The sequence below is a fragment of the Cyclobacterium sp. L-R genome, from assembly GCF_056859355.1.
On the sequence record NZ_JBSXOH010000045.1, the window covers coordinates 1 to 17,065 of the forward strand.

Consider the following 17,065-nt stretch of genomic DNA (forward strand, 5'->3'; position numbering starts at 1 on the left):
TGTAATAGGATTTCTCCGTCCTGACAATAGTCAGGGGTGATAGCCTGTCCCGTGTTTATGGGAAGTGTTGCAATCGCAAGAAAATCAGGCTGTTTGGAGATTTTAGCATAGCACCGCTATGGTGAAATTGAAAACAGCAACGATTGGGTATTTTGAAGCGATTTCAGCACGTAATAGATTGTCTATTGCATATTTCGGGTTAAATTGGCTTAGGAAAAAAAAGATGTTCAAGGGGGAAACAGCCCTTGAACATCTTTATTAGTAACTAATTATAACTCCAAAAAAAGAAAATTTCTTAAGTAAATTTTAGTTTGGCTTTAAAAACGCACACCAAAAACTGGAGCTCCTTTAACATCCATATCACAAGTAAAAACCCCTCCGCTCAAAGGATATTTTTTTAGCATTTCAGCGGTCATATTTTCCTGAGCAGTGGTAATTAACAACTGATTTCTTTCTTTACCTCCAAAAGCACATGAAGTAACATTTGGCGCAGGTACATTAATTTTATCCAACTGCTCTCCTGTTTCTGGATCCCACTGATAAACCCCGAAACCTCCATAATGGGCAACCCAAAGCTTTCCATTTTGATCCATACACATCCCATCGGGTGTTCCTAGAGATTCAGGAATTTCAACGGCTACATTTTTAAATGAGATATCACCTGTTGCCAAGTTGTAATCGTAGGCTTTGATTTCCCGTGTTGGACTGTCAATAAAGTACATGGTTTTATTGTCCAAGGACCAGCAAATCCCATTGGAAATGGACACGTCCTCCACTTTCTTAGTAACAGAAAGGTCTTTCCCTACCAAGTAAAGTGCTCCTGCATGATCGGTGAACTTTGTACTCATGGTACCTACCCAAAGTCTCCCTTCACTGTCACAGGCACCGTCATTACAACGGTTATCCGGCTTGTCATTTTCAATAACACATAGCCAATCAAATTTCTCAGTATTGGGATCAAATAGGGCAAGTTTCGCATCCAAAGCCAAGACAAGGTTTCCTTTACCATCCGGTACAACCAAGGTCAACCTGTGCGGAAAAGACCATTTCTTCACCCCACTTACTTCAGGTTTCAATTGGTACAAATGTCCTTTTTCAATATCTACCCATAGGTAACATCCCTCATCTTCCAGCCAAGTAGGACTTTCGGCCAAAACACATTCTGCGTTTAATAATAAACTTGCTTCCAAATCAATAAAGGTTTAAAAACCGTACAAATGATCCATTTGTACGGTTTTTGAAAATTAAATTATTTATTTAGGCCAATAAACGGCAATCTTTTTCTGAAGAAATGCTACACTTCTCTCCAATTGATCCATTCCATCTACACCATCTTCTATACTAATCCAACTGTCAAAGCCAACTCTTTTTAATTCTGTAAAAATGGCATCATAGTCATTTAATCCTTTTCCTATTTCGCCATGGCTTAATCTTTTGGCATACCCGACAGCTCCGCCTTCTTCTTTTCTCAAATCTTCTATGGTTCCTGATTTCAGGTACCTGTCACTTGCATGCATGGTCACCACTCTGCTAGATACACGCTTCAACAATTCGATTGGGTCTTCTCCTGCAAGGAAAGTATTGCTAGGATCATAGTTAACGCCAAAGTTAGGGTGGTCGATGCTATCTACCAATTTACAGAAAACGTCCATTTGCTGTGCAAATTCAGGATATTCCCAAAAATCATCTTTATAATGATTTTCAAGTATCAAGGTAATACCTCTTTCCTCAGCGTAAGGGATGCAAGCCATTATTGAATCGGCGGCAAGTTTCACACCTTCGTCCAAAGTCAATTCAGGTCTTTTTTGACCAGACAATACCCTACAGTAAGATCCACCAAGAATATGTGTCATGTCGATCCAATGTTTCTGCTTGGCAATTTCATTATCACGAAAAGCTTTGTCCGGATGGGTAAAATCTGGAGAACAACACATCATAGGGATGCTTTTACCTGTATCCTCCACCATTTTTCTGTAAGTAGGCCATTTGGATTCGTCTTCCATGTCCAGAAAACCTGCGTACCATTCCAATCCCTCCACCTCTAAAGTCGAGGCCAATTGGATCCACTCTTCCAGTTTCATTGTTCCATCCTTACAGAGGGCTTGCATAAAGGCTTTAGGAAATGCTGCTAATTTAGGCATATTTATAATTTCAATATTTTTATTAATTAATTGTACTCGTGTCTTTGGGTGCATTTCTTCCAATCAAAGGATATTGCTCCAATTCCATAACCTGTCCACTTACGGGACCTGATTCATCTGACAACCAGAAAATGGCTGCAGCTGCAATTTCTTCAGGAGCGATAATCCTACCGGCTGGCGCATACATTTTAGGCAGGTCTTCAAACCACCTGTCTGAAAGACCATGTTCTTTTTTACGCTGCTTTTCTGTTTCGGTTAAAACCCAGCCAGGATTTATCTGGTTGACACGCACTCCATTGTCTCGAAAGAGGCTATCCCCAAGGTTTCTGGTCATGGTCATTAGTCCTCCTTTGGAAATGCTATAAGCCAATAAATTTGGCTCCCCACTCCAGGCATTGACAGAACCAATATTCAAAACATTCCCTCGGTTTGCTTCAAGTTCACCTAAAGCGGCTTTAATTAACAACAGAGGGGCGATGGTATTGATAGAAAGCACTTTTTCCATAAATGGGCGATCCACAGACATCAGGTCAGATGAGACCACCCATGCTGCATTATTTACCACGGCATCCAATTTGCCGAAGGTGCTTTTTGCCAATTCGACAAGCCTTTCGGCACAACCTTCTTTTTGCAAGTCTTCAATATGAAGTACCGCTTGAGATGCACCTATTGTAGCAACAACTTCTTTACCCCAATCTTCTTCAAGACCATGGATAACCAATTTTGCACCTTCTTTTGCGCACCGAAGGGCAATTGCTTTTCCAATACCAGTAGTACTACCAGTTACGATAATTACTTTGTCCTTTAAGCGCATGATTATACAGGTTTCAATACACTTTTTACCACCTCACCATGGTGCATTTTCTCAAAAGCCTCTAACCAGGAAGTAACAGGCCAAACGCCTCCAATTATTGGTTTAACGTCCAATATTCCAGAACCCATCATACCAATAACCTTCTCCCAGATAGGCCAATTATGGCTAAAGCTTCCCTGTAGACGTACATTTTTCTGTACTATAGGATCCAAAGAGAAATTACAAGGTTGAGGTCCCCAACCAACCTTAGTTATTTGACCATTAGGTCTTACTAAGCTCATGGCAATTTTAAGGGTGGCACTTGCACCAGCAGCATCTATAATTAAATCTGCTCCTAAGCCATCTCTTTCTCTAGCCCATTCTGTGGCATCACCAATGATCGCTTCACAACCGTAACCTTTGGCTATTTCCAATCGTCCTCTATCAGCTTCTAGACCAACTACAGCTACTTCTGCTCCGTTAATTTTGGCCATAACAGCACATAACATACCTATGGTACCAGGTCCAATTACCAAAACTCTGTCTCCAGGTTTGATATTGGAATTAACAACTACAGCGCTATAAGCTACACAACAAGGCTCTGTCAAACATGCTTCCTCGAAAGGAACTTGCTCAGGCACAGTGTGAAGACAACGGGAAGGAACCTTCACATATTTAGTCATCGCTCCATTAACTCCATATCCAAAACCTTTTCTTGTTGGATCTAGGTTATAAAGTCCAATACGACTCATTGGGTTCAAAGGATCAATCACGGCAGCCGTCTCACTTACTACTCTGTCACCAACTTTCCAACCATCTACCCTTGGGCCTACTTCGATGATTTTACCTCCAAACTCATGTCCTAAAACGACAGGATAATTAACTGGCCAACTGTGATCGGAAGTCCATTGATGCAAATCACTACCACATACACCTACATTGGCAACCTCCAATAATACTTCTCCTTCACCTATCTCTGGTTGCTCGATTTCTCTTATTTCTACGGATCCTTTGGCTTCCGCATAATTCACTACTGCTGCTGCTTTCATTTCAATTGGATTTATAATTATTTTATTTTAATGTCACCATAAGCATGGATCGCATCACAAATTTTCCTTAATGAGGCTTCCAAATCACCATCTGCAGTTTTAAAAGCATCAGCATCAATGGTTAGTGGTGCACCAAGAACTACTAGAGGGGCGCCATATTTTGGCGTAGATATGGCTTGCTCAAGGCTTAAACCACCAACAGCTTGTACAGGTACATCTACTGCTGCTACGATTTCTTTCAATTGGTCAAGAGGGCTAGGCATACGTTTACCTTGGGCCGCAATTCCTCTCCTTTCGTCATAGCCAATATGGTGAACGATGTAGTCACATCCCAGGTCTTCAAGAAATTTGGCTCCTGCCACCATATCCGGACAACCCAAATTGTCACCCATCACTTTTGCTCCATGGTCTTTACCAGCTTGAACAACACATTTTATCGTTTCTTCATGTGCTCTAGCCATTACCACTACATGTGTAGCACCGGCTTTCGCCATCATTTCTGCTTCTAGATAACCACCGTCCATTGTTTTCAAATCTGCTACAATTGGCGTATTTGGAAATGCTTCTCTGAGTTTTCTTACTCCATGAAGACCTTCAGCAAGGATTAAAGGTGTGCCTGCTTCAAGCCAATCTACTCCAGCTCTCATGGCTAGTGCAGCTGTTTCAAGCGCTTCGTCTATATTGGTAAGGTCTAAACTAATTTGAACAATTGGTTTCATTTGCTTATGGTTATTTTATTTGAAATATTAATTGATTATTATTAAAATTATTTTGGTTAATCGATTTATAAAATGGGATTAATTTTGCAATATTCTTTACCTTTTTTTGCATTGGCCCATTTAAACAAACATCAATAGATGATAATTCGACCAGTCATTTAGTCAATTTTTTAATTTACAACCCGAATTTTTAATTGAAAATCACCTGACATCTAGCTATTACTAACTAAAACTTAAAACTTATTTACATAATCCAGATTAAAAAACTGTGGCTTATTTAGTTATTTTCTGGGGATTAAGATTTATTTATTCAGTTTAAATTTAATTAATTATTTTTGATCCGTACTGTTATTTTCAATAGAATTACGTCAATTTATCATGAAAGGGCTATTCTATAAATCAAAGGTTTTCCAGTTACATTTGTTACACAAAAATTAATACTTAAATGCAAGAAAAATGGGTTTTTAAAAGTGAAAACATAAAGAAGGCTAAAGATTTCAGATCCGCTCTTTCTTGCGTTTTAGAGGAAAAAAAGAATGAGCTAGAAATATTCCTAAGCCTCTACACCAAACTTGATGGGGCATTGGCCGAAAACATTCAACTGATAGAACCATTAACTTCTGCCAATTTAAAATCTGGGAATGTCTCATTAGGGTTTAATAAAAGTTATTACAATGCCTGCTTAAATATCAATGAAACTGATCTGGAAAATATCAAGCTAAGCTATGATTTTAAGCCTGAAGAAGGCCAACTAATTTTATCCGGACCAGATATTCCAGAAAGAGAACCAGATGATTTATAATAAATATCAATGAAAAAATATGACATTGCTATAATTGGATCAGGACCCTCTGGTGCCATGTCTGCCTATATAGCAGCTGAAATGGGTAAAAGTGTTATAATAATTGAAAAAGAAAAACTTCCCAGGTATAAAACCTGCGGTGGAGGGCTGGTACATAGAGGTAGAACACGTTTACCTTTCCTAATAGATGAGGTTGTAGAAAAAGAATACCGTGAACTAGAAGTGTTTTTTGAAAACTCCTCCTACTTTTTCACTGCTAAAAGAAAAGAACCCATAATTTCAATGGTCATGAGAGATAGTTTTGATCAGTTTTTGGTCAAAAAGGCATTGGAAAAGGGAGCAAATCTATTGGAAAACACAACGGCGCTCGGCTTGGAAAGAACAGCGCAAGGACTATTATTGAGTACCTCTGAAGGTAATATTCAATGCCAATACCTTATAGGTGCCGATGGAGTGCTTAGCAATACGGCTAAAATGGGAGGATGGAAGGAAAGCAGGAAACTGATTCCAGCTTTAGAATATGAAGTTGTTGTTCCTGAGGCAGATTATAATAGGTTATCCAAAAAGGTCCGTTTTGACGTGGATGCTGTGCCAGATGGTTATGCATGGTGCTTTCCAAAGACTGGACATCTTTCCTTAGGGGTTTGTACACTGAAAAAGCAAAAGATTGACCTGAAAAAATACTACTATGCCTATCTTGATAAATTGGGTTTAAAGGAAATAATCTCTTCAGAGGCTCATGGTTTTCAGATTCCTGTGGGACAAAGAAAGGATGGCTTTTCTAAAAACAGGGTATTCCTTACGGGAGATGCGGCAGGGTTTGCAGATCCATTAACAGCAGAGGGCATTTCCACTGCCTTGCTTTCAGGTGAATTGGCGGCTTTGGCCATTGTAGAAAACTTTCAGGACGAGGTTGCTGCATCAAATGCTTACCAAGGGCTACTAGACAAACAAATCTTGTCTGATCTAGGTAGTTCCTCATTCATCGCATTTATTTGTTATGCTCAACCTGCAATTCGCAACATGTTACTCAAAAAATATGGTCAGAAAGGCTGCGAAATATTAACAGATATTTTTATGGGTAAAAAAGCTTTCCCTGATGACCTCAAAAATAAAATTAAAAGCCGTGTTCCCTTGCTGAAATACATTTAACCCGGATTATGTAATAGGCTTTCTCCGACCTGACAATGGTCAGGGGTGAAGCCTGTCCCGTGTTTACGGGAAGTGTTGCAATCGCAAGAAAATCAGGCTGTTTGGAGATTTTAGCATAGCACTGCTATGGTGAAATAGAAACAGCAACAAAGTGGTTGATTTTGAAGCGATTACAACACGTAATAGATTGTCTATTGCATATTTCGGGTTTAACAGCAGGAAACACGGCTTAAGCTTAATTACTAAATCTTCTTATTACATTATTTCAATGGAATACTAAGTACGTAGCTGTCTGCGGTAAGGAACAAAAGGTCTTCATTTTCATTTAAAGCTACATTAGATACCAATTCATCTAATTTTAACCTACCTAGCAAAAGGCCATTTGAATCAAAAATCCAAAGACCACCTGGCCCTGAGGCAATGACAGTACCGTCCTTTTTTATCTTTAAACCATCTGGTAACCCAGGTTCATTTGCCTGAACAGAACTTGCATCATAAAAAACCTTTCCATTTTTTAGCCCATTCTCCCCATCCAATTCATATATATACCAATAGGGTTTTTCTGGATCAGAATTGGCTATGAGTAAATGCTTTTCATCTTGAGTCAGGGCAATACCATTGGGTCGGGAAATACTATCAAGTAACAATTCCAATTGTCCCTTCTTGGTATACCTGTAAACACCTTGAAAATCGATGGCCTTTTTAGGGTCTTCCATCCTGAATTCCAGTCCATAGGCTGGATCAGTAAGGTAAAGATTCCCCTGGGAATCATAAATGGCATCGTTTGGACTATTGAAGGGTTTACCTTCAAAATCACCTATAACCGTTTCATAGTTTGGCTCAGGAGCATCAATTGGGGCATTCATTCTAGCTAAACGCCTGTCCCCATGTTGGCATAAAACCAAATTTCCGTTTGGATCTAGAAGTAAACCATTGGAACCTACTTCCCCACCTCTGGTATCATTTGAGGTTAAGCCTGCCGGATGTAAGTAAAGTTCCGGTTCGCCCACCTCCTTCCATGAATGCACATTATTGGCAGGTATTTCTGAAAACAATAACATCTGTTCCTTTTCCAACCATAAAGGACCTTCTGTCCATTCATAACCAGATCCAATTATCCTTGCTTTTATCCCAGGTGCAATTATCTCATTGAGTGCATCATTTTCCATAATGACCTCTATGGGCAAATAGGCATTATTATCGTCCTCGGTTTTCTTTTCACTACAAGATAAAAGCACAAGGGTTGAAATGAAAAAGAAACTTGAATTAAGAGGTGCTTTCATGAGCTCATTTGATCACTGAAAATTTATAAATACACTCATGTGTATAGGTATCTCCAGGTTTCACTGTTACAGATGGGAACGAAGGTTGGTTTGGAGAGTCTGGGTAATGTTGCGTTTCCAAACAGATCGCACCTTGTTTTCCATAGGATTTACCAGCTTTGGAAGCTCCCCCTCCGTTCATAAAATTACCAGTATACACCTGAACTCCTGGCTGATCAGTAAACACCTCCATTTTACGACCATTTTCAGGCACCCAAACAGCTGCAGTTTTAATGGTTTCTTTATTTCCTTCCTCACGATTGATAACCCAATTGTGATCGTATCCACCACCTTTTTTAAGTTGTTCATTGTCGTCATCAATTCGCTCTCCAATTAGATGCGGTTCGCTAAAATCAAATGGAGTACCTTTTACCGGCTTGATATCACCCAAAGGAATAAGGGTATCATCAACTGGCGTAAAATGATCCGCATTGAGTTGAAGCATATGATTCCTCACATTCCCCTCTCCATGACCATTAAGATTAAAGAAGGAATGGTGCGTAAGATTTACTATTGTAGGCTTGTCTGTAGTCGCCTTGTAGGTAATCTTAAACTCATTGTCATCTGTCAGATAATAATCCATATAAACCGTAAGTTCACCAGGAAAGCCTGCTTCTCCATCAGGTGACACATACTTCATGGCCAGTTTCTGATCCGTAGCTTCCAAAACCTCCCAAACTACCTTATGATAACCACCAGGGGCTCCATGAAGGTTGTTAGGACCATTGTTGGCTTCCAAAGGATACGTTTTACCATCAAGGGTGAATTTCGCCCCTGCTATCCTATTGCCATACCTTCCGATAGGAGCACCATAGTATCCTCCTGGGGTATTGATGTACTCATCCAAATTATCGTATCCCAATACCACATCTTCAAACTTTCCGTTTTTATCCGGGGCAAAAAGTTCTACGACTCTCGCGCCAAAATTGGTAACGGTCATTTCCATACCATTTTTATTGGTAAGGTGGTATAACTTTACTTCTTTACCATTTATATTCTTCTCAAATGCTGAATCTTCCATTGCTGTTAAAAATTTGGTTTCTATTTTTTGTTCATTCTCAGCTTGCTCTTTGGTGTTCTGCCCACAAGCCATAACCATTCCTGATACCAAGAGGGCCAATAAAGGTGAGGTTTTCATTTCATAGGGATTTTAATATTGTACAATTCCTCATGCAATTGCTTTAAAAACTGAGGGTCTAATTTAATTACTTTTCTGTCATAGGTCATCAACCCATTGGTTTCTATTTCCACATCGGTAGTTTGTGTGTAGATAGCGGCTGATAAGCCCATTGGCAAAAGCGGCTTTAAGTCCATGATTAATTTGCTGTACCTTTTTTTCAAAGCAGCTTGATCTTCAAAACTTTGGTATCCCCAATTGTCTTTTTCTTGCCAAGTATGCCCTTCTATAGGCAGACCTAAACCACCGTATTCCCCTAAGACTAAGATCTGCTTCTTACCCCAAATTTTAGGGTCAGGCATGACTGGATCTGGATAATTGTGCATGTCCATGATTTGACCTTCAAGGGTATAATTACCTCCACTAGCTCCATTGACCATCCTGCTTGGGTCATAATCCACTGTCCAATTCACGATTTCCTCTGTATTGAATTGCCCCCATGCTTCATTAAATGGCACCCAAACCACTATGGAAGGAAAGTTATAATTGGCATCCATAATAGCCTTCCACTCCTTTTTAAAGATAGCGATGGATTCCGGAGTTCTATTCTTTTCCGTACCTTTCCCCAACACTCCAGGCCTGGACTCCCACCTATTGCCCATGTCCCCGCTTGGCATATCCTGCCATACAAGCATTCCTATTTTATCACAATGGTAGTACCACCTTGCTGGTTCAACTTTCACATGCTTTCTTATCATGTTAAAGCCCATATCTTTTGTTTTGTCTATATCAAAAACCAAAGCTTCTTCGGTAGGCGCCGTGTACAAACCATCAGGCCACCATCCCTGATCCAATGGACCATATTGAAACAAAAATTTATCGTTTAAAAGTAATCGTTGGTTACCATTCTCATCAGGAAGCATGCTGATTTTCCTCATGGCAGTATAGCTCTTTACTGCATCCACGAGTTTTCTACCTTCCAGCAAACGGGCTTCAATATCGTAAAGAAAAGGATTTTGAGGTCCCCAAATATTTGGATTACTGATGGTAAAAGTAGCTTCTTTACCGGCAGGCACTTTCTCTTCTGCCAATAGCTCCCCATTTGCCATTAAACTTACACTAACCATTTGGCCCGGCTCAGGATTCATAACCTCAGCTTGAACTGTAATTTGCTTATTGTCTAAATCAGGGGTATTTCTAATAGAGGAAATGTATTGATTAGGAACAGCCTCCAACCAAACAGTCTGCCAAATTCCAGTAACCGGTGTGTACCAAATGGCATGAGGTTTATTTACTTGTTTACCACGTGGTTGAGGTCCATCATCAGTCGGGTCCCAAACCCTAACTGTTAATTGTTGCTTTTTTCCAGAAACCAAGGCACCACTGATTTCAAAAAAGAAAGGATCGTAGCCACCCTGATGAATTCCAACACGCTTACCATTGACAAATACTTCTGCTTCCCAATCCACCGCTCCAAAATGGAGCAATAAATCACCTTTCTTCATGGACCGGTCCACTTCAAATTCTCTTTGGTACCAAAGTTCCTTGTCCTTACCCACAGTTTTACCCACACCTGATAGTGCAGATTCTATAGCATAAGGAACTAAAATTTCTCCTTGAAAACTGGATGGTTGAACTGTACCTTTATCGACAATAGCATATTGCCAAAGTCCATTTAAATTGAACCAGTTTTCTCTGGTCATCTGAGGTCGAGGATATTCGGGTAATGGAGCACTTGGATTAATATCCATTGCCCATTTTGACAAAATTTTATCTTCAACAGGTTGCCAACCACCTTGCTGGCTAAAGGCTGGAACAACAATGAAAAATACTGCAATCCAATAGGTTATTTTTTTTATCATGGGCTTTAATTATTGTAGGAAATAAGGTTTCCAATTGACTTTAAATAAAAGGAATTAAGCGAAAATATTAAAAAATTAAATCAAATAGGCTATAATTTTTTTGAAATCCAAAAAATAATATTTGCCAACTATCATCATTTCTCTTACTCGCCATTTTCATTTGATACTGGTAAAAAAGGAATTGAAAATATGAATAATGAATTTTCTAATTTTTAACGCAAATTTTTCAATTTTCCACAGCCATCAAACCGCTCTATTGATGTCATAATAATTTATAATTCAGTTACTTATTAAATTTCTATTCCCTATTTTTACGTATTGTTTAAGATTAAAATCAGATAATTTCTGCTTTGGTTTAGGCATTTTTAAAATTATTTTTTTTTAAATACTCTTTGTTAAAACAGTTGAAAATAATTAGTAAATATATATTACCCAGTATCATTTTATTTTTAATATTTGGATCTCAAATTTTTGAAATTAAAGGGGAATTAATATCTCCTTTTGCCTCCATAACTATTGAAGATCAAATTGACACGCAGGTTAAATTCAATGGTGATTTAACCATTACTTTGGAAATGCTATCTGTCACTTATGCTGGTGACAAGTCTAATCTTAGTCTGGAAATAAAAGGTGGAACAGGATATAGCTTTACCGGACAAACAATTTCCCCCACTATCCAATACGAAGAAAATTGGGAAGCAAAAGGCAAAGAGATTATTGTTAACGTTCAAATTACCGATGGGGTAGATCTCAGCGAAGTTTATCCCTTCAAAGTACTTGTCATTCCTCCTACTTTACCTTTGGCTTATTCAGAAAATAGCTGTAAAGGCATTATTTCTCTTACCCTAAGTGCGTATAAGCCAAGTCAACGGTACGAAGAATCTTTTCCATTTACATTTAAATTGATTGATGAGGTCGGAGATACAATTTCAGTAATCAGTGTAAACAATACTGCTCCTTTCCAGACTTCAGCAACTGTAAACTTTGGACAGGATTTTGAATTAAATAGAGAAATAGAATACCAAATTTATGCTATAGACAATTTGGGAAGGGAATATTTAAGAAGTGCAGGCCCTTTAGGCCAAGCCTATTCTCTGGATTTTGAATTAAACTTCGCAGGACTGCTTTGCCCCGAAGACAAAACGGGTCTAGTAGAGTTCATTATCTTCAATGCCACACTTCCAGTAAATAATTTTATTATTATTGACAGTGAAGGAAAGGAAAAACCTACGGACTTTGAAGTCATTTCCGACTCAGATGGTTTTGTAGTAATACAGGCCAAAGACATGGAGCCTGGAACTTACACCCTAGAAATTGAAGATCGGTTTCAATGTAATGGTAGGGAAAGTTTTGAAATTATTATTCCAGAACCAATTGAAGCTGTAGAAACTGTAAATCACGTGACTTGTTATGGTGACAATAATGGAGAGATCAGTTTACTTATAAAAGGAGGTTGGTCATCGCCTTTTGCGGGTAATCATCGTAAAGAATGGACAAATTATGATATTGTCTGGTTCGATGAGCAGGAAAATGAGGTTGATGATGTAAGCAATTCATTCGTAACTCTTGGAGGAGCAATTATAGGTGTGGAGAGTAAAATTAACCACTTAGCTCCGGGTAATTATTATGCTAAAATTCAAGACAAAGGACGACTATTCGAGATCGCAGGTGCAGCACCACTCCAATGCGAAAAAACCACATCATGGATAACAGTTGAAGGACCGGATCCATTAACCATTACTGAAACTTTACAAAATGTATCTTGCAATGGAGTGGCTGATGGAAGTATTACCATTAGCCCAGAAGGAGGTACTCCTCAATATACGGTTGATTGGTTTACAGGCAACTTTGAGAATGAAAACTCCCCTGAGCCTGCTGAGTTGGTGGTTTTACCAAAAAATTCCGGTGAAGATGATTTTTCTAAACAACAATTAAGCCCTGGAGAATATGCTGTTTTAATTACAGATCAAAATGGCTGTTTTTTGGCCAAAAACTACACCATTAGTGAGCCAACTCCATTGACTTTAACTGAACTTCCTGGGCTCAGGCAAGATGTTAGGTGTTTTGGAGAAGAAACTGGGACCATTGCGATCAAATTGTATGAGAATACCCCAACTCCGTTCTCCATAGAAGTTTTCAAAGACGGAACACTTTTGAAAGTTTTCGGCCCTGAAAATAACATAGCCTCAGATACCATCTATTTTTCAAATTTAAAAGGAGGCCTTTACGATTTTAGAATTGAAGATAACAAAGGCTGTGATTTTCTTCTGGAAGGTATTTTAATTGATCAACCAGAAACAGGTTTACTTATACAGGACACGATTATTTCAAATTATAATGGTTTTGAAGTATCTTTTCCGGAGGCAAATGATGGTAACATTTCCCTTGATATCACTGGCGGAGAAGGTAACTATGACTATTACTGGACCGGACCGAATGGCTTTGAAGCCTCTACCAAGGATATCAGCAACCTTGGCCCTGGAGAATATCAGTTTATCGTAACTGATGATAACAATTGTACTGCTCGACTTTCTTCAATAATTTTAAATGCCCCTCCTCCTTTAACCCTAACCCCAAACATCCCTGAGGTCAATGGCTACCAAATAAGTTGCTTTGGTACAGCTAGAGGAGTTATAAAACCAAACCCTTCTGGTGGTACCGGTATTTATACCTATAACTGGACTGGACCTAATGGCTTTAATTCTACCGATAGTTTCCTTGAAAACCTTACTGCTGGCTATTATTCCCTTGAATTAGCGGATGAAAACGGGGCAAGTATAGAAGCAACCTATAAAATCTCTGAACCCAATGAATTAATCTTATCTGAAGCAATCGATCTGCGGGTGCCAGTGGCTTGTTTTGGAGAAAGCAATGGTGCTTTCACAATTAATATAGACCAACCTTCATTGGCTCCTTTTACCCTCTCTTTGGGGATAATGGGTGAATTGCAAACAACACGAACAGTTTCAAATTTCAACAATGATGCTTATACATTTGACAACCTTCCGAGTAACCTTTACTGGGTAACAGTAGAAGATGCCAATGGTTGTATCAAAAGACTTGACGATATTTTAGTAGAGCAGCCTGAAACTGGCCTTCAACTCACAGACCTGGAGCTTTCCCAATTTAATGGATATGAAGTATCATGTGCAGGAGGAATGAATGGTTCGATTTCATTTGTTATTACAGGAAATCAAGGGGATTTATCTTATAGGTGGACAGGACCTAATGGCTTTACTTCTGCCGAATCAAATCTTGAAGGCCTGAAAGCCGGAAAATACCAAGTTATAGTCACCGATGACAATGGTTGTACTATCAGCAGTGATTTTGACTTAAATGAACCTGCTCCTTTAACCCTGCTGGACAATGTTTCTAACTATAGTGGATTTGGAGTTCATTGTAATGGAGGCAATGAAGGGTTTATTTACCTAGACATTACAGGAGGATCTGGAACAAGCCAAATCCAATGGAATGGACCTGACGGTTTCATTTCTGATTCTGACAGTTTAAAAAATATTTTTCCGGGTATTTACCATGTCAATATAACTGACGCCAACGGTTGTGAAATCAACAAAAGCTATACCCTTACAGAACCCCAGGGATTAGAAATAGAAGAACTGACAAATGAAAAAGTACATGTTTCCTGCTTCGGCCAAGAGACTGGAGTATTGGCTGCTTCTATTACCCGGACTTCGGCTGGCCCATACAGGTATGAGTTATCGAAAGAAGGTGGTGAGATCATTAATACATCTCCCCTTACCTCAGAAAGCAATTGGTTTTTTACAAATCTTGCTGCAGGTAAATATATGATTACAGTAAGAGATGCCAACGATTGTTTCAAGGAAATTACAAATTTAGAAATTACCCAACCGCTATCAGGGTTGAAAATTGATGAAGTTAAAGTTTCTTCCTTCAACGGATATAATATCAGTTGTTTCGAAGCTGCCGATGCTTGGATTGATGTATCCATTTCAGGAGGTTCCGGAAACAATAAATTTGATTGGTCAGGTCCAGAGAATTTCTCCTCAAACAGTCCTTCTATCAAGAATTTAATACCTGGTGATTATCACCTTACTATTGTGGATCAAAATGGTTGTGAAGCATTCACTGAAATTATAAGTATTACCGAACCCAAACCATTATTAATTAATTCCAAATTAGCAATCACAAATGGATATGAAATCAGTTGCTATGGGTCTAATGATGGTCATATAGAATTGAACCCTACAGGTGGTAGTGGGAATTATAGTATTGAGTGGACTGGCCCAAATGGATTTACTTCTAATGCTTCAAGTCTAGAAGCTCTTTCTCCAGGGAAATACAGTGTGACTGTTAGAGATGAAAACGGTTGTAAAGTAAGCGAAGAATTTAACATAAGGGAACCTGACCCACTTTCTATCACAAAGGTTGAAAAATCAAATATTTCCTGTTATGGCGCTGCTACCGGTAGTATAGCTTTGCTGGTTGAAGGAGGAGCAGCAGGAACTTATAATTTCCATTGGACCAAGGATGGTGTTCCTATGGCACTTGATACCCCAAGTTCTGATGAACTTTTTTCAGGTACTTACGAAGTAGCTGTCACTGATGCCAATGGTTGTCAAATCATCAGTTCAGCCATCACTATTTCCGAACCCAATGCCCCATTGGAAGTATTGATGGAACAAACGGAAGTATCTTGCTATAATGCCAATGATGCCAACCTTTCTATAGACATTACAGGCGGTGTTAAGCCTTACAAAATCAATTGGAATACAGGAGCAACCCAAAGTTCGTTTGAGGGAATTGGTCCAGGCTTTTATCAGGTCACGGTTACCGATGCGAATGGATGTACAGTGATAAAAGAAACTACCATAGAGGAAGTTCCTATATTCAAAATAGATCCTGTTGTCAATCCTGTTTCTTGTTTTGGTGCCACAGATGGAAGTATTTTACTGAACCTCGAAGGAGGTAAAGCACCTATAACGGCCACCTGGGAACATGGTCCAGAGCAATCTTCCCTATACAATCTTGCACCGGGGGTTTATAAGGTATACCTAAAAGATGCCAGCAACTGTACAATCGAAAGAACATTTAATTTAATCGAACCTGAACTTCTAGTAGCAGTAGGACTAGTGCAAGATGCTACTTCTTGCAGTAATGGTCAAAGTGGTGAGATTTCACTTATGGTGTCCGGTGGCAGACCTCCTTATAACTATAATTGGAGCAATGGAGAAAGTAGCACTTCAATATACAACCTTACCAATGGTAGCTATTCAGTAGACATAACAGATCAATCGGGATGTTTTGTTAGCCAAACCTTTGAAGTCAAAAGACCTGACCCGATATCGATAAGTCTTTCAAACAAGACTACTTCACAGTGTGAGCCCAGAGAAATATTAGAAATTTTTGAGCTAAGTATTGATGGAGGTGTAGCACCCTATTCCATACAGTGGAGCAGTGGAGAAGTATTCGATAACGGTTATCGGATGGAAGCCAATGCCCCCGGAAATTACCAGGTCACAGTTACTGATGGAAATGGATGCATACAGACCAAAAGTTTTGCTGTCCAAAACAACATCGTTCTAATCAAAGGAGAATACTTATCTGAAGCATTTCCTTTGTATGGAGAAAACCTAGTTAACTTTGACGTTCAGTTTATCAATAAGAGCAATGGAAATATTGGTTTATACTATTGGGATTTTGGTGATGGAAACAGTTCCTTGGAAGAATCTCCCGTTTATCGTTATACCAAGCCAGGAACCTATATTGTCACTTTGGTAGGTACCGATATTTGGGGTTGTGAGACAAGTAGCTCCTTTCAAATAAAGATCACAGACTTTTTTCTAAAAACACCAAATGTTTTCAGCCCAAATGGAGATGGACTCAATGATTTTTTCTTCCCTAAATTCCTAAATATAAATAGCCTTGTTTTCATTATTATGAATACTTGGGGAGAAATCTTGTACCAGTCGAAAGACCTAAAGGATCCAGGATGGGATGGCACATTTAGAGGACAAAAAGCAAGTCCTGGCAATTATGTTTATAAATTAAAATATACCACAGCAGACGGAAGGAATTTTAGTAACACCGGTGCATTCATGCTTTTGGAATGAGAAATATTAAATTCAT

Annotated in this window: 11 protein-coding genes; 3 read left to right on the forward strand and 8 right to left on the reverse strand. The window is 39.0% G+C overall.

Annotated elements, in window-relative coordinates:
• Window positions 1-317: 317 nt before the first annotated feature.
• From AC13EX_RS04655 to AC13EX_RS04675, 5 genes are all read right to left on the reverse strand, one after another.
• Window positions 318-1,190 (reverse strand): SMP-30/gluconolactonase/LRE family protein, encoded by an 873-nt coding sequence (locus AC13EX_RS04655; protein ID WP_482891748.1) that lies wholly within the window; start codon window positions 1,188-1,190, stop codon window positions 318-320.
• Between the two features lie 63 nt (window positions 1,191-1,253).
• Window positions 1,254-2,141 (reverse strand): sugar phosphate isomerase/epimerase family protein, encoded by an 888-nt coding sequence (locus AC13EX_RS04660; protein ID WP_048644647.1) that lies wholly within the window; start codon window positions 2,139-2,141, stop codon window positions 1,254-1,256.
• 22 nt (window positions 2,142-2,163) lie between these two features.
• On the reverse strand, window positions 2,164-2,955 hold the full coding sequence (locus AC13EX_RS04665; RefSeq protein ID WP_048643472.1) for an SDR family NAD(P)-dependent oxidoreductase: 792 nt from the start codon (window positions 2,953-2,955) through the stop codon (window positions 2,164-2,166).
• 2 nt (window positions 2,956-2,957) lie between these two features.
• The gene (locus AC13EX_RS04670) at window positions 2,958-3,983 is read right to left on the reverse strand and encodes a zinc-binding dehydrogenase (RefSeq protein WP_482891749.1); all 1,026 of its coding nucleotides are present in this window, start codon (window positions 3,981-3,983) and stop codon (window positions 2,958-2,960) included.
• A 17-nt stretch (window positions 3,984-4,000) separates the two neighbouring features.
• On the reverse strand, window positions 4,001-4,702 hold the full coding sequence (locus AC13EX_RS04675) for an orotidine 5'-phosphate decarboxylase / HUMPS family protein (protein ID WP_048643470.1): 702 nt from the start codon (window positions 4,700-4,702) through the stop codon (window positions 4,001-4,003).
• 445 nt (window positions 4,703-5,147) lie between these two features.
• On the opposite strand from AC13EX_RS04675, the gene AC13EX_RS04680 reads away from it, so the two are divergent.
• Both AC13EX_RS04680 and AC13EX_RS04685 read left to right on the forward strand, forming a co-directional pair.
• Entirely contained in the window at window positions 5,148-5,504 is a 357-nt protein-coding gene (locus tag AC13EX_RS04680) for a hypothetical protein (protein WP_048643469.1), read from the forward strand.
• A 9-nt stretch (window positions 5,505-5,513) separates the two neighbouring features.
• Window positions 5,514-6,656, forward strand: a complete 1,143-nt coding sequence (locus tag AC13EX_RS04685) for a geranylgeranyl reductase family protein (protein ID WP_482891750.1) — start codon at window positions 5,514-5,516, stop codon at window positions 6,654-6,656.
• A 260-nt stretch (window positions 6,657-6,916) separates the two neighbouring features.
• Here the strand turns inward: AC13EX_RS04685 and AC13EX_RS04690 are convergent, their stop codons facing one another.
• The 3 genes from AC13EX_RS04690 to AC13EX_RS04700 are packed head-to-tail and all read right to left on the reverse strand — an operon-like array spanning window position 6,917 to window position 10,957.
• On the reverse strand, window positions 6,917-7,939 hold the full coding sequence (locus AC13EX_RS04690; protein ID WP_482891751.1) for an SMP-30/gluconolactonase/LRE family protein: 1,023 nt from the start codon (window positions 7,937-7,939) through the stop codon (window positions 6,917-6,919).
• A 4-nt stretch (window positions 7,940-7,943) separates the two neighbouring features.
• Complete coding sequence (locus AC13EX_RS04695; protein WP_482891752.1) at window positions 7,944-9,116, reverse strand: aldose epimerase family protein; 1,173 nt, start codon at window positions 9,114-9,116, stop codon at window positions 7,944-7,946.
• Window positions 9,113-10,957: a glycoside hydrolase family 2 protein gene (locus AC13EX_RS04700; protein WP_482891753.1), complete on the reverse strand. Its 1,845-nt coding sequence runs from the start codon at window positions 10,955-10,957 to the stop codon at window positions 9,113-9,115. The genes AC13EX_RS04695 and AC13EX_RS04700 overlap by 4 nt, the downstream gene beginning before the upstream one ends.
• A gap of 404 nt (window positions 10,958-11,361) precedes the next feature.
• On the opposite strand from AC13EX_RS04700, the gene AC13EX_RS04705 reads away from it, so the two are divergent.
• Window positions 11,362-17,049, forward strand: coding sequence for a PKD domain-containing protein (locus AC13EX_RS04705; protein WP_482891754.1), 5,688 nt, complete (start codon window positions 11,362-11,364; stop codon window positions 17,047-17,049).
• The last annotated feature ends 16 nt before the right edge of the window (window positions 17,050-17,065 follow it).

Excerpts from the sequence above, each read along its gene's own strand:
- AC13EX_RS04660 (WP_048644647.1), bottom strand. The coding sequence starts at position 2,141 with ATGCCTAAATTAGCAGCATTTCCTAAAGCCTTTATGCAAGCCCTCTGT.
- AC13EX_RS04665 (WP_048643472.1), bottom strand. The coding sequence starts at position 2,955 with ATGCGCTTAAAGGACAAAGTAATTATCGTAACTGGTAGTACTACTGGT.
- AC13EX_RS04670 (WP_482891749.1), bottom strand. The coding sequence starts at position 3,983 with ATGAAAGCAGCAGCAGTAGTGAATTATGCGGAAGCCAAAGGATCCGTA.
- AC13EX_RS04675 (WP_048643470.1), bottom strand. The coding sequence starts at position 4,702 with ATGAAACCAATTGTTCAAATTAGTTTAGACCTTACCAATATAGACGAA.
- AC13EX_RS04680 (WP_048643469.1), top strand. The coding sequence starts at position 5,148 with ATGCAAGAAAAATGGGTTTTTAAAAGTGAAAACATAAAGAAGGCTAAA.
- AC13EX_RS04685 (WP_482891750.1), top strand. The coding sequence starts at position 5,514 with ATGAAAAAATATGACATTGCTATAATTGGATCAGGACCCTCTGGTGCC.
- AC13EX_RS04690 (WP_482891751.1), bottom strand. The coding sequence starts at position 7,939 with ATGAAAGCACCTCTTAATTCAAGTTTCTTTTTCATTTCAACCCTTGTG.
- AC13EX_RS04695 (WP_482891752.1), bottom strand. The coding sequence starts at position 9,116 with ATGAAAACCTCACCTTTATTGGCCCTCTTGGTATCAGGAATGGTTATG.
- AC13EX_RS04700 (WP_482891753.1), bottom strand. The coding sequence starts at position 10,957 with ATGATAAAAAAAATAACCTATTGGATTGCAGTATTTTTCATTGTTGTT.